This window comes from Shewanella sp. GD04112 (assembly GCF_029835735.1).
Classification (GTDB): domain Bacteria; phylum Pseudomonadota; class Gammaproteobacteria; order Enterobacterales; family Shewanellaceae; genus Shewanella.
Window position 1 is genome coordinate 4,694,855 of sequence record NZ_JAOEAL010000001.1, and the last position, 13,532, is coordinate 4,708,386.

General features: G+C 49.9%; 13 protein-coding genes. 11 read left to right on the plus strand and 2 right to left on the minus strand.

Features of this window, described 5'->3' with window-relative positions; all coding sequences use genetic code 11:
- The first annotated feature begins 19 nt into the window (after window positions 1-19).
- From coxB to N7386_RS20620, 4 genes are read left to right on the plus strand one after another with little or no spacing between them, the layout of a single operon-like run.
- Complete coding sequence (gene coxB, locus N7386_RS20605; protein ID WP_089068791.1) at window positions 20-1,561, plus strand: cytochrome c oxidase subunit II; 1,542 nt, start codon at window positions 20-22, stop codon at window positions 1,559-1,561.
- 9 nt (window positions 1,562-1,570) lie between these two features.
- Complete coding sequence (gene ctaD / locus N7386_RS20610; protein ID WP_011624513.1) at window positions 1,571-3,163, plus strand: cytochrome c oxidase subunit I; 1,593 nt, start codon at window positions 1,571-1,573, stop codon at window positions 3,161-3,163.
- A 1-nt stretch (window position 3,164) separates the two neighbouring features.
- Window positions 3,165-3,746: a cytochrome c oxidase assembly protein gene (locus N7386_RS20615; RefSeq protein ID WP_011624514.1), complete on the plus strand. Its 582-nt coding sequence runs from the start codon at window positions 3,165-3,167 to the stop codon at window positions 3,744-3,746.
- Entirely contained in the window at window positions 3,743-4,618 is an 876-nt protein-coding gene (locus N7386_RS20620) for a cytochrome c oxidase subunit 3 (RefSeq protein WP_089068792.1), read from the plus strand. The genes N7386_RS20615 and N7386_RS20620 overlap by 4 nt, the downstream gene beginning before the upstream one ends.
- A 28-nt stretch (window positions 4,619-4,646) precedes the next feature.
- Here N7386_RS20620 and N7386_RS20625 read toward each other — a convergent pair whose 3' ends face one another.
- Entirely contained in the window at window positions 4,647-4,877 is a 231-nt protein-coding gene (locus tag N7386_RS20625; protein ID WP_041412864.1) for a DUF2909 family protein, read from the minus strand.
- On the opposite strand from N7386_RS20625, the gene N7386_RS20630 reads away from it, so the two are divergent.
- From N7386_RS20630 to N7386_RS20650, 5 genes are all read left to right on the plus strand, one after another.
- Window positions 4,822-5,733: an SURF1 family protein gene (locus N7386_RS20630; protein ID WP_279770748.1), complete on the plus strand. Its 912-nt coding sequence runs from the start codon at window positions 4,822-4,824 to the stop codon at window positions 5,731-5,733. The genes N7386_RS20625 and N7386_RS20630 overlap by 56 nt on opposite strands.
- Before the next feature lie 67 nt (window positions 5,734-5,800).
- A complete protein-coding gene (locus N7386_RS20635; protein WP_011718714.1) occupies window positions 5,801-6,346 on the plus strand; it encodes a hypothetical protein in 546 nt (181 codons plus the stop codon).
- Entirely contained in the window at window positions 6,346-7,404 is a 1,059-nt protein-coding gene (locus N7386_RS20640) for a COX15/CtaA family protein (protein ID WP_279770750.1), read from the plus strand. Before N7386_RS20635 ends, N7386_RS20640 begins: the two co-directional genes overlap by 1 nt.
- 17 nt (window positions 7,405-7,421) lie before the next feature.
- On the plus strand, window positions 7,422-8,324 hold the full coding sequence (cyoE, locus tag N7386_RS20645; RefSeq protein ID WP_011718716.1) for a heme o synthase: 903 nt from the start codon (window positions 7,422-7,424) through the stop codon (window positions 8,322-8,324).
- Window positions 8,325-8,378: 54 nt separating this feature from the next.
- A complete protein-coding gene (locus N7386_RS20650) occupies window positions 8,379-9,008 on the plus strand; it encodes an SCO family protein (protein WP_166485393.1) in 630 nt (209 codons plus the stop codon).
- An 11-nt stretch (window positions 9,009-9,019) separates the two neighbouring features.
- Here the strand turns inward: N7386_RS20650 and N7386_RS20655 are convergent, their stop codons facing one another.
- A complete protein-coding gene (locus N7386_RS20655; RefSeq protein ID WP_011718718.1) occupies window positions 9,020-10,066 on the minus strand; it encodes a polysaccharide deacetylase family protein in 1,047 nt (348 codons plus the stop codon).
- Window positions 10,067-10,088: 22 nt separating this feature from the next.
- Here N7386_RS20655 and N7386_RS20660 point away from each other — a divergent pair, with 22 nt between their 5' ends.
- Together N7386_RS20660 and N7386_RS20665 are read left to right on the plus strand one after the other, a co-directional pair.
- Window positions 10,089-11,456 carry an MATE family efflux transporter gene (locus N7386_RS20660; RefSeq protein ID WP_011718719.1) on the plus strand — a complete coding sequence of 456 codons (1,368 nt, stop codon included), beginning with the start codon at window positions 10,089-10,091 and terminating at the stop codon, window positions 11,454-11,456.
- Between the two features lie 77 nt (window positions 11,457-11,533).
- Window positions 11,534-13,471 (plus strand): S9 family peptidase, encoded by a 1,938-nt coding sequence (locus tag N7386_RS20665; RefSeq protein ID WP_279770754.1) that lies wholly within the window; start codon window positions 11,534-11,536, stop codon window positions 13,469-13,471.
- Window positions 13,472-13,532 lie beyond the last annotated feature (61 nt).

Sequence of the window (13,532 nt, forward strand, 5' to 3'; positions counted from 1 at the left end):
TTAGCAGAGGAGAAGTCTTGTGAAGCAATGGTTGTATTGTTTACTCGTGGTGCTATTCGCCCCACCGTTGGCCGCAGCGGACATGCGGTTCAACATGACCCCCGGCGTAACAGAAATCAGTGGCAAGGTTTATCACTTACACATGACGATTCTGTATATCTGCTGCGCGATAGGCCTAGTGGTTTTTGGCGTGATGATTTATGCCATGATCAACCACAGAAAATCCAAGGGCGCGGTCGCGTCTCACTTCCATGAGAGCACAAAAGTCGAAATCGCGTGGACGATTATTCCTTTTGTCATTCTGATCTTAATGGCGATTCCCGCCACGAAAACTCTGATTGCCATGGAAGATCCCAGTAATGCCGATCTCACGGTAAAAGTCACAGGTTCTCAATGGAAATGGCATTATAGCTACTTCGATCAAGATATTGATTTTTACAGCATTCTCGCAACACCAAGACCTCAAATCGAAGGAAGTGAAGCCAAGGGAGAGCACTACTTACTCGAGGTCGATAAACCCCTAGTATTACCCATCAATCGTAAAATCCGCTTCTTAATGACCTCAGAGGATGTCATTCACTCATGGTGGATGCCCGCCTTTGCGGTTAAAAAAGACGCTAACCCAGGTTTTATTAACGAGGCATGGACCCGTATCGACAAACCCGGCATTTACCGTGGCCAATGTGCCGAGCTTTGCGGTAAAGACCATGGTTTTATGCCGATAGTGGTGCAGGCATTACCCGAAGCCGAGTTCGATGCTTGGGTTGTAGAACAAAAACAAGCCGCCAATGCCGCAGCGCAAGCCGCACAAGCCGCGTTATCGCAAACACTGACAAAAGAAGAGCTGATGGCTCAGGGTGAGCAAGTTTACCTTGGTCACTGCGCGGCCTGTCACCAACCCAACGGTGAAGGTCTACAAGGAGTATTCCCGCACCTCAAAGGCAGCCCGATTGCGACCGGACCACTGAGCGGCCATCTTGAAATAGTGCTCAATGGTAAAGCGGGTACGGCCATGCAAGCCTTTGGCAAACAATTAACGACCCAAGAGATTGCCGCCGTGATTACCTATGAGCGTAATGCGTGGGGCAATAACACGGGGGATGCGGTGCAAGCCAAAGACGTTGATGCCCATAAATCCGGAGGCACCAATAGCGAACCAGTAGCAACGACTCCGCCTCCAGCAACCACCGATGCGCCAAAGCCAGCGACAGAACCCGTCGCCAGTGTCGACCCCGCGAGTCTTCCCACGCTTAGCCATGATGAACTGATGGCCGAAGGGGAAAAGACCTATGCCACGATTTGCGCCGCCTGCCACCAGCTAACGGGTGCAGGTATGCCTCCCGCCTTCCCCGCCCTTGCTGGCAGCGCTATTGCAACGGGTCCGGTCGCCAATCACATCGACATTGTGATGCACGGTAAACCGGGCACGGCGATGCAGGCATTTGGCACACAACTAACGCCACAACAGCTTGCCGCCATCATTACCTATGAGCGCAATGCGTGGGGCAATAATACTGGCGATACAGTGCAACCCGCTGATATTGCTCGCCATGGACAGTAGGGGATTAAGATGAGCACACTGACTCAAGATCAAATTGCCGCCCATGATGAACACCATCACGGTGCACCTAAAGGCATCATGCGCTGGTTACTCACCACCAACCACAAGGACATTGGCACCCTGTACCTGTGGTTTAGTTTCATAATGTTTTTAACCGGTGGTGCGATGGCTATGGTGATCCGCGCCGAACTCTTTCAGCCAGGATTACAACTCGTTGAGCCTAACTTCTTCAACCAGATGACCACAGTTCATGGATTAATCATGGTATTCGGCGCCGTGATGCCGGCCTTTACAGGGCTGGCTAACTGGCTGATCCCGATGATGATTGGTGCGCCAGATATGGCGCTTCCACGGATGAACAACTGGAGTTTCTGGATCCTGCCCTTCGCCTTTACTATTTTACTGAGCTCACTGTTTATGGAAGGCGGCGGCCCTAACTTCGGTTGGACCTTCTACGCACCACTCTCGACCACTTATAGCCCTGACAGCACAGCATTATTTGTATTCTCTATTCATATCATGGGGATAAGTTCGATCATGGGTGCCATCAACGTGATCGTCACCATAGTCAACCTGCGCGCTCCCGGCATGACCTGGATGAAGTTACCGCTGTTTGTCTGGACTTGGCTGATTACCGCCTTCTTGCTGATCGCCGTTATGCCTGTGCTCGCTGGCGCCGTCACTATGGTGTTAACCGATAAGTTTTTCGGTACTAGCTTCTTCGAGGCGGCAGGTGGTGGTGATCCTGTGATGTTCCAGCATATCTTCTGGTTCTTCGGTCACCCCGAAGTCTACATCATGATTCTGCCTTCCTTCGGCATTATCTCCGCCATTGTTCCAGCTTTCAGCCGTAAACCATTATTCGGCTATTCATCCATGGTGTATGCCACGGCGAGTATTGCGATTCTGTCCTTCCTCGTGTGGGCGCACCATATGTTCACCACCGGCATGCCTGTGTTTGCTGAGTTGTTTTTTATGTACTGCACTATGCTGATTGCCGTGCCGACTGGGGTAAAAGTGTTTAACTGGGTAGCGACCATGTGGCGCGGCTCATTGAGTTTTGAAACCCCAATGTTGTTCGCGGTGGCCTTTATTATCCTGTTCACTATTGGCGGCTTCTCTGGCCTGATGCTCGCCATCACGCCAGCCGACTTCCAATACCACGATACTTACTTTGTGGTGGCTCACTTCCATTACGTGTTGGTTACTGGTGCGATTTTCTCCATCATGGCGGCGGCCTATTACTGGCTGCCAAAATGGACCGGCCATATGTACAGCGAAAAGCTCGGCCAGTGGCATTTTTGGTGCTCGGTGATTTCGGTCAATGTGTTGTTTTTCCCGATGCATTTCTTAGGTCTTGCGGGTATGCCAAGGCGTATTCCCGATTACTCGATTCAATTTGCCGATGTAAACCAAATCGTGTCGATTGGGGGTTTTGCCTTTGGTCTTTCTCAGCTGATTTTCCTCGTGCTGGTGATTAAGTGCATTCGGGGCGGTGAAAAGGCGCCCGCCAAACCTTGGGAAGGCAGCGAAGGCTTAGAGTGGACCCTACCCAGCCCTGCCCCCTACCACTCTTTCACCACGCCACCCGAGGTGAAATAACATGCAAGGCCAACCCCATCAGCCCAACATCAAGTCCAACCGTAAGCTCATCAGCCTGCTGGTGCTGGGCTGCCTTGGGATGTTTGGCTTTGGGTTCGCCTTAGTGCCGCTCTACGATGTGTTGTGCGAAAAACTGGGGATTAATGGCAAAACCTCCAATACTGCCAGCAGTTATCAAGCGATCACTGTGGACAAGAACCGCGTGGTAACGGTGGAGTTTATCTCGCAGGTGCAGACCGGCATGCCGTGGAAATTTGAGCCACAAACGAAACGGCTCGAAGTGCATCCGGGAGAACTCATTCACACGGCATTCCTGGCGCAAAATGTCTCTAACAGAGCGATCGTTGGCCAGGCGATTCCTTCTATTTCGCCCGGACAAGGTGCGGCTTATTTCAATAAAACCGAATGTTTTTGTTTTAACCAACAACACTTAGCCGCCGCGAGTCGCGCCGAGCTGCCGTTGATCTTCTTCGTGGATCCTCAATTACCCGAGTCTATCCACACCTTAACCCTCTCTTACACCCTCTACGACATTACCGACAAGCAGTTAGCGTCTGCCATAGAGCAAGGAGCTGCAAAATGACCACTAAACATGAGACTTACTACGTCCCCGCCCAGAGTGCTTGGCCGATTGTTGGTGCTATCGGCTTGTTTTTAATTGCCTTTGGGGCGGGACATTTTGTACATCAACTCAAATCTAGCGCTTCGGGTGGCGGCTATATTCTACTGGCAGGCATAGCCGTCATCCTGTTTATGCTGGTTGGTTGGTTTAGAACCGTGATCAAAGAATCGATGACGGGCCTCTATTCCCATCAGATGGATAGATCGTTTCGCCAAGGCATGAGCTGGTTTATCTTCTCCGAGGTGATGTTCTTTGCCGCCTTCTTCGGCGCCTTATTTTACGCCCGTATGGTCGCTGTGCCTTGGCTAGGCGGTGCCTCCAACAATGCCATGACCCACGAAGTCCTGTGGCCACAGTTCGAAGCCGTTTGGCCACTCGTCACCACGCCAGATGGCACCAAAACCGAAGCCATGCCATGGAATGGACTACCGCTAGTCAACACCATAGTGCTGCTAACCTCCTCAGTCACGCTGCATTTTGCCCATGTCAGCTTAGAAAAAGGTAAGCGTTCGGCCATCACCCTCTGGCTTGGGCTCACGATTTTGTTGGGAATTAGCTTCCTTGCTTTGCAAGCGGAGGAATATAGCCATGCCTACCATGAGATGGGGCTAACGCTCACCTCGGGCGTGTATGGCAACACCTTTTTCCTGCTGACGGGTTTCCACGGCATGCATGTCACCTTGGGCACTATCTTTCTATTAGTCTTGTTTTTCAGAGTGTTAAAAGGCCACTTTAGTGCGGATAAGCATTTTGCCTTCCAAGCGGGCAGTTGGTACTGGCACTTTGTCGACGTAGTTTGGCTCTGCCTATTTATCTTTGTTTATGTGCTTTAAATATTCATTAAAACAATAAGTTGAAAGCTTAAGGCGTGGGATTAAGACCAAGTAGTCCAGTCCCCAAAGCCACCAGCAAGAGCAGGATCACTAGTACAGAAAACATCACCCTACGGCCCAAATACCGGCTCATAGGCACAGGGTGATCAGCGGTTTGATCGTCACCTTTAACCATAATGATTAAGGCTCTGCCTAGGTTAAAAATGATAAACAGTAACAGCAGTACTAAAACACACTTAAAAATGAACGGGATGTTCATACGCTATCCTTATGTTTTGCTGACCAAATTAATGGGGTTGCCAAGATACATTTGGGTGCATAGGGCAATGTTGTTACTGCTGATATTGACTGTGGTGGTATTCGTGATTTTGGTCAAGCTGGGTTTGTGGCAAATGGATAGGGCCGCGGAAAAAACCGAACTACTCGCACAAATGGAGGCCAGACAATCCGCTGCCGCACTCAATCCTGAGCAGCTCATCGCTGAATTGGCTAAAGGCGGCGTTACTGGCTATCGCCTTGAGGTTCAAGCCAGCCCCGTTAATCCACAAATCTGGTTACTCGACAATCAGGTCTATCAAGGGCAAGTGGGCTATCTCGCCTTTCAATTGCTGCAAATATCTCCTGAAAATCAGGCAAACGATGCTGAACAACCTTGGCTGTTACTCGAACTCGGTTTTATCGCCGCTAAATCCCACCGAGATGCCTTGCCCGAAGTCAGCCCCATAGTCGGTGAACAGGTTCTTACGGGCCGCCTCTATCAAAAACAGATTAATCCCTTGAGCCATCACTTATTGGCAGAACCCTTCACCACGGAACAAGGTGAACGGATTCGGTTTCAAAATCTCAATCTACCCGAGATGGCACAAATGTTAGGGCATCCCATTCTACCTGCGGTGTTACAACCCGATGCCTTACCCCAATTACAACCTGCGCAGGCCTTGCCCCACCCTTGGCAACCTTTCCCGCTCTCGGCCCAAAAACATTGGGGTTATGCATTGCAATGGTTTGCCATGGCAACTGTGTTTGCTGGGCTGATGGGTTGGCAAGGAGCAAAATACCTCAAAAAATCACGACAACTACATCGAGCCGATAAGGAAGCGACTAAGACCGAGTAACAGATACAAGCAAGATTTTAATAAAAAACAATAAAACAAAGCATTAGGGACAATAAGAGGAGCAAATATGGACTCCCAACAAACAGCCAAATACCGCGCATTGGGGTTATTACTACTGGCCTTTATCGCGCCTGTGGTCATCGCTAAGTTAGTGCTGAGCATGCATTGGTATCAAGGCGGTTCCACCAACCACGGTGAGCTCATTAGCCCAGAAACCAGTTATACCAGTCTTGGCCTTAACAATCCTCAGCCTAAGGAATGGCAACTGCTGTATTTATTGCCCGCAAAGTGCGATGAGGCTTGCCGCGAGCGCTTGTATATCCTGCGTCAGAGCCATACCGCCTTAGGGCCAGATCAGGCTCGTGTCGAACCGCTTATTCTTGTAAACCCAGACAGTGACTTAAGCGCATTAAGCAGCTTTAACTTCAACACTCAGCCCGCCAGCCAAAGCCTCAGCCATTGGCTTGACCAACAGCAGCTGATTATTGTCGATCCACTCGGCGCACTCGTGCTGCGTTATCCCCAAGTACAAGGCAAGGCGGCACATTTAGCTCAGGGTAAGGCCTTGGTCGCGGATCTCCGTAAGTTATTAAAACTATCGAGGGTAGACTAATGCAACTGACTTGGCTCCTACGCGTCACTATAGTCTTTACCCTGTTAGTGATTTTAATGGGGGCTTACACTCGGCTCTCGGACGCGGGACTTGGCTGCCCAGATTGGCCCGGTTGCTACGGCCATATCAAAGTGCCCACCCACGACCATGAAATCTCTCATGCCCAAACCCTGTTTCCAGACCACGATATCCATCCCGAAAAAGCCTGGCTCGAGATGATCCACAGGTATATCGCGGGCGCCTTGGGCATACTAGTGTTACTGATTTTGATCCTTTGCTTGAAAACATCCCAAGCCCCAAAAAAGCTGCCCTTAGCCATAGTGTTACTCATCATCTTTCAGGCGGCCTTGGGGATGTGGACTGTGACAATGAAATTAATGCCGATAGTTGTGATGTCCCATTTAATTGGCGGCTTTAGCTTGCTCTCGCTCCTGCTCTTGCTGTATCTGCGAACACGTCCGAGGCGAATTTTCGAAACCGCGGATATTCACAATCAGCGTGTTGCGGGCGCAGGATTTAATGGCTCCCATGGTTCGCGGATAGGCACGAGCCTTAAATTTCTCGGCCAGAGTAAACACTTACCGAAACTGGCGTTGCTGAGTCTGGTGGTGTTGATAGGTCAAATCATGCTCGGCGCTTGGACCTCCTCCAACTATGCCGCCCTCGCCTGCACGGCTCTGCCGATTTGTGAAGGCAATTGGATGGATAATCTCGCCATTGCCGATGCGTTTTCCCCTTTTCAAGGGCAACACCCAAGCTTTGAATTTGGCGTATTGGATTACCATGCCCGCATGACCATTCATATCGCCCACCGTGTTGGCGCCATCATTACCGCCAGTCTATTGTTGTTGCTCGCCTATCGGTTATTTTTCAGCACTCAGCTCAAGGCCCTAAGCCTATTGTTGGTCGCCTTAGTGATACTGCAAGTCAGTTTAGGGATTTCAAACGTGGTAATGCATTTACCACTAGGGATTGCCGTTTCCCACAATGGCGGCGCGGCACTGTTACTACTCACCTTAGTCGCGATTAACTATTTCCTTTGGCGCAGGGCACCTTAATTATCGGGGGATGTATCATGGCAAAACCACTCTCTATCAGCAGTCACCCCAGTGTGCATTTGGCTTGGCGTGCCTATTTCGAGATGACCAAACCTAAGGTAGTGGCCTTAATGCTGCTCACCGTCTTAGTCGGTATGTGTTTAGCCATGCCCACCATACTGCCAGTTAAACCCTTAGTAGCAGGCCTACTCGGCATCGCCATGATGGCAGGTTCGGCCGCCGCCTTAAACCATCTGATTGATAGGCGAATCGACGGCATGATGGCACGCACCTATAACCGACCACTGCCCAAAGGCCGAGTCTCGGCGACGAGGGCGTTGTTGTTCGCGGCACTCTTAGGCTGCCTAGGTTTTGTGATCCTCTATGTTTTTACTAATCCGCTCACCGCTTGGCTGACCTTTGCCAGCTTGATTGGTTACGCCTTGATTTATACCGCCTATTTAAAACGGGCCACGCCACAAAACATTGTCATTGGCGGTTTAGCGGGTGCGATGCCGCCGCTCTTGGGTTGGACGGCGGTGACAAATCAATTCCATGGTCATGCGCTATTGCTCGTCATCATCATATTCCTGTGGACGCCGCCGCATTTTTGGGCTCTGGCGATTCACAGACGCGCAGAATATGCCAAAGTGGATATTCCCATGCTGCCCGTGACCCATGGGGTAGAATTTACTAAGACCTGTATCTTGCTCTATACGATTTTGCTGGCGATGGCTTGTCTATTGCCCGTACTAGTCGGGATGAGTGGACCGCTCTACTTTGTGTGCTCAAGCTTGCTCAGCACAGGATTTATTTATAAAGCGTGGCAGTTAAAGTATCAGGACAGCGAAGGGCTGGCGATGCAGGTGTTTCGTTTTTCGATTTATCATTTAATGTTGTTATTCATGGCATTACTGCTCGACCACTATCTTTGGGCTTAATGTGCAACGAGCGATGGGGCGAGCATGGTCAAAGGACAAAATATGCAAACAAGAATCTCCAACAAGATTTTAGTGATAGCGATTCTATTAATAGGGTTGGGCGGACTATTTGCAGTGAAGTTCAATCCACCTAAGCCCGTTGAGTTAGAGAGTGGTTTTTTGTTTCCCGAGGCGTTCGAGCTAGCGCCCTTTGAGCTTGTCGATCAACAGCAGAAACCCTTTACCAATGCGAATTTGAATGACCAATGGAGCCTATTCTTTATCGGCTTTACCTATTGCCCCGATGTCTGCCCGACCACCTTAAACAAGCTCGCCGCCGCCTATCCTGAGCTGAAAAAAATTGCGCCCATTCAAATCGTGTTTTTATCCGTGGATCCGAAGCGGGACACCCCAGAGAAACTCCTCACCTATGTGAATTTCTTTAATCCTGAGTTTAAGGCAGTGACGGGTGAGCAAACCCAAATCTTCCCCCTCACCCGCAGCCTAGGCCTCACCTATGCCATGGTCGGCGAAGGGGATAATTATCAAGTCGATCATAGTGCTGGCTATGTACTGGTTTCTCCCCAAGGCACGCGGGTCGCGGTGTTTAAACCCACCGCAGCCTTAGGTAAAGCCCCTCAAGTACTCAACGACGCCTTGATCGGCGACTTCGATAAAATCGTTAAAAGCTACAAACCTAAATAGCCGCCGACGTGTTACTCTTTAACCCAAGTGCCGTCGTCTTTGGGTCTCACCCATGCCTGCGAAAACCAGTAATAGCCGTTGCGCGTCTTGCTTGGTGCCGTGCAATTGTAGCGCGAGCGACCCGCTGGCAGGGCTAAATCGGCTTGAATACTAAATTCATTATCACTGTTCCAAGTTGGTGTTTTAGCGCCTTGCCCTTGGATATAACACATGACTTGCTTGGCCGAAATATCGCTCATATCCAGCTTAACCTTAAGTTCGGGGCGCCAATGCCCGCCCTTAAGCTCAGGATCGCTAGGCGTTTGCTCAAGCACTGGCATATTGAGGCTGTATAACTTGGCTTTTAGGCTTTTTAGATCTGCATATTGCCCCGCCACCGGGAAACGCGGCAGCGCCGTGAGTGGTGAATAGGGACCAGCCGCACCTGACTGCTGACCAAAGGCAACGAAGCCATTGTCGGTTAACATATCCTGAATCGCCTGATTGTATTCGCCATAGGGATAGGCCAGCATTTTAAAGTTCTGTCCAGTCGCCTCACGAATCGCGTTTTCGGTGTCTAGAATATTGGCTTTAATTCGCGCTAGCCATTGGCTTTGGGATTCATTGTCGAGTTTGCGGATCAGATGCTCATGGGCCCAGCTGTGGTTAGCGATGTCGGCCCCTTCCTTGGAGAGCTTAATCAGATCTTCCCAAGCCATCATCTCGGTAAACTTTTGTTTAATCGGCTCAATTGCCACAAATAGGGTGTAGGGAAAACCAAATTCCTTTAGGATAGGGTGCGCTGTGGTCGCGATGCTGCGATAACCATCATCGAAGGTGATCGCCACCGTTTTGGCGGGTAAATCTTGCTTGTTTTTGATCGCCTCAACCACCTGCGACAAGGGGATTACCTTAAAACCATCGTCCGCCAGAAACTGCATTTGCTCACGAAATTGTGCAGGCGTGACGCTAGTCGCCGCCGGCGTGGTTTCTGACACATGGTGATACTGTAAAATGACCACAGCATGGGCCGAGAAAGTCATCAGCCCTAAGAGTGCTAATAACGCACGTTTAACCATAATGTGAATACCTCTGAAATCAATGACTACCGCAAAATCCACCGCACTCGCGCTCCTGTTGAATGGCACCAAGAATCGCCAGCTGCTCGCGCTTGCCCTGCCGATGATCCTATCCAATATCACGGTTCCACTGTTGGGATTAGTCGATACGGCTGTCATCGGGCATTTAAGTGACGCCTATTATTTAGGGGGCGTTGCACTCGGGTCAACGATTATCACATTAATCATTTGGTTATTAGGCTTTTTACGGATGGCGACCACGGGATTGGTCGCACAGGCCTATGGCGCAAATGATCTTAACGCCCAATTAAAATTGCTAGTCCAAGGCGCCATGTTGGCGACAGGGCTGGGTATCGCGGTGATCCTATTGCAGATCCCGATACTGAATTTATCGCTTAGCCTCTCCGAGGCGAGTGTCGAAGTGGAGCGTTATTGCCGAGAATATTTTCAAGTCCGCGTTTGGTCGACGCCATTCGCCCTGCTCAACTTAGTGATGCTCGGCTGGCTCCTTGGCAGACAACAACCTAAGGCGGCCATGTGGCAGCTTATCTTCGCCAACGTAGCCAATATTATCCTCGATGTACTGTTTGTAATCGGATTTGGCTGGGACGTTAAAGGAGCGGCACTCGCCTCAGTATGTGCGGATATCACCGCCTTTAGCGTTGCGCTCTACATGGTATTACAACAACTTAAACTGTCGTCTCAGTTTACATTTGGCCACTTGCGTATCCATCTAACGTTTGTCGGTTACGGCCAGCTGCTTAGGCTCAATACAGATATTTTTATCCGCAGCCTGTGCCTGCAAGCCGCCTTCGCCTTTATGACCTTTCACGGTGCGGGCCTTGGGGATAATACGGTCGCAGCCAATGCGGTGTTATTGAATTTACTGTTATTAATCGCCTACGCCCTCGATGGCATTGCCTATTATGCCGAGGCGGAAGTGGGCAAAGCCTACGGACAAAAACGCACACAACCACTGCGCGAAGCAGTACTCCTGGCTTGGTGTTGGTCCGCCATCTCTGCATTGGGTTTCAGTCTGATATTTTATCTTTTCGGCGACCGTATCATCGGGCTGCTAACCAATATTGATGAGGTGAGAACCACAGCGCAAATTTATCTGCCTTGGCTGATATTACTGCCGCTTTGGTCTTTTAGTTCCTATCTGTTTGATGGGGTTTATATTGGCGCCGCTAAGGGTAAAGTGATGCGTAACAGTATGATTATCGCTACATTTGGCGCCTTCTTCCCGGCATGGTATTTGCTGCAGTCGCTGTTACCTTCCGAGCAGGCTAACCATGCACTATGGGCGGCCATGACGGCCTTTATGCTAACGCGCAGCCTCACCCTAGCGACACATTACCGCTTTAGCAAGGCATTTATTCTTAATTAGTTCTGTAAAGACAGTGGCTTACTTAAGGTTATCCCATTAAGATACGCGTCATTATTGTAATAAAATTGTGATGCGCTATGAAAAGGATTTTACCTTTGTTACTCCTGTGGCTAAGCCTGCCACTGCTTGCCCAAACCGTACCACAGCTTCCGGTCGAGGCCTTTGCCAGTATTCCCGATGTCAGCTCTGTCCAACTGTCGCCCGATGGAAAAAAAATTGCCTCTATCGTTCGGGTAGACCAGCCCAAACTTAAGGGCACAGTGGTCAGTATTCTCGATTTAGAAACGGGCAACAAAGACTACGCGATTCATACCGATAACCAGAAGTTTGTCCTGCTGTCATTACAGTGGGCAAATGACAACACTTTGCTGATCAGCGCTAAGTTTCCGGCAAATCGCTATGGCACACCGACGACCGAAACTCGCTTGGTGAAGTACGATTTAACCACGCGAAAAACCACGAGCGTGCTCGCCCGTAGCGTCATCGACCGACTCAGTTGGATCCCCCAACATCAGGGACAGATTATCGATATGATGCCGGATGACCCTGATAATATCTTGCTCTCCCTCGATGGTATGGGCGAAGAAGTGGGTGAAGACAGCGTAATGAGAGTCAATCTCTCTCAGGGTAAATCTGCGTTTATTCAAAACTCTAAACGTAAAATCATCGGCTGGATTACCGACAGGCAGCACAAGGTGCGTATCTCCATCTATAACGATGACACTGAATATAGGATCTACGAACAGCCGGAACAAAAAACGGAGCCACGCCTGCTCTGGACCTTTAAAGCCTTCTCCGATGAGAGTGTCTGGCCACTGGGCTTCGATGCGGATCCCAACATCTTGTTCGTACGCGCCTATCACCAAGGCTTTGAAGCTATCTTCAAGGTGAATTTAACCGATCCTAAGCTCACTAAGGAGCTAGTGTACGCCAACGAAGATACCGATGTTGAAGGCAATCTCATCTATTCGGAACTTAAGAAAAAAGTCATTGGGATCAGTGAAGGTGACGGCGAGGAATATACCTTCTGGGATCCTGAATATGCGGGTCTGCAAAATGGACTGAAAGCGGTATTGCCCAATGCCCATAACTACATTACCCAATTTAGCGCGGATGAACGCCGCTATATCGTCTACTCCACCAGTTCGACGCAACCTGGTACCTATTACTTCGGCGATAGGGATGAAAAGGCACTGTTTCCGATTGCCGACAGATATAGTCAGCTAAGTAGCGAGCAACTCGCCGACACTCACTATCTGAGCTACGAAGCGCGGGATAAACTCAAAATCGATGCTTACCTGACAGTGCCAAAGGGTTTGGAGGCCAAGCAACTACCCACCATTATCTTCCCCCACGGCGGCCCCATAAGTTACGACAGTAACGACTTCGATTATTGGGCGCAGTTTTTCGCCAACCGTGGCTACGCGGTATTTCGAATGAACTTTAGGGGCTCGGCGGGCTACGGCTATGAGTTTATGAAGGCCGGCCTCAAAAGCTGGGGGCTCGAAATGCAAAACGATGTGGAAGATGGAACACGTTACCTAATCAATCAAGGGATTAGCGATCCACAGCGTATCTGTATCGTCGGCGCGAGTTATGGTGGTTATGCCGCCTTAATGGGCGCGGCGATGACACCTGATCTGTACCGCTGCGCGGTCAGTGTGGCTGGCGTAACAGATGTGGCTTACCTAGTGAAATCCAGTCGCCGTTTTACCAATTATGAAGTCGTTAAAGAACAAATTGGCGATGATTTTAGCGCCCTCTATGAACGCTCACCCGTTAGTAAAGCCGATAAGATCACCATCCCGGTATTACTACTGCATGGCGATAAGGACCGAGTGGTTAAGGTGCAACATAGTCGCGAAATGTTTGACGAACTGAAATCACGTAAGAAAAACGTCGAATATATTGAGCTCGAAAATGGTGACCATTATTTAAGCAATAATGACCATAGGTTAACCACCTTTAAGGCGCTCGATAAGTTTTTAGCCGACAACCTGAAAACCCAACTGTGACAACAAAGTACCATAAAAAAACGCGACTCATTGGTCGCGTTTTTTATTAAGTTCAACACCA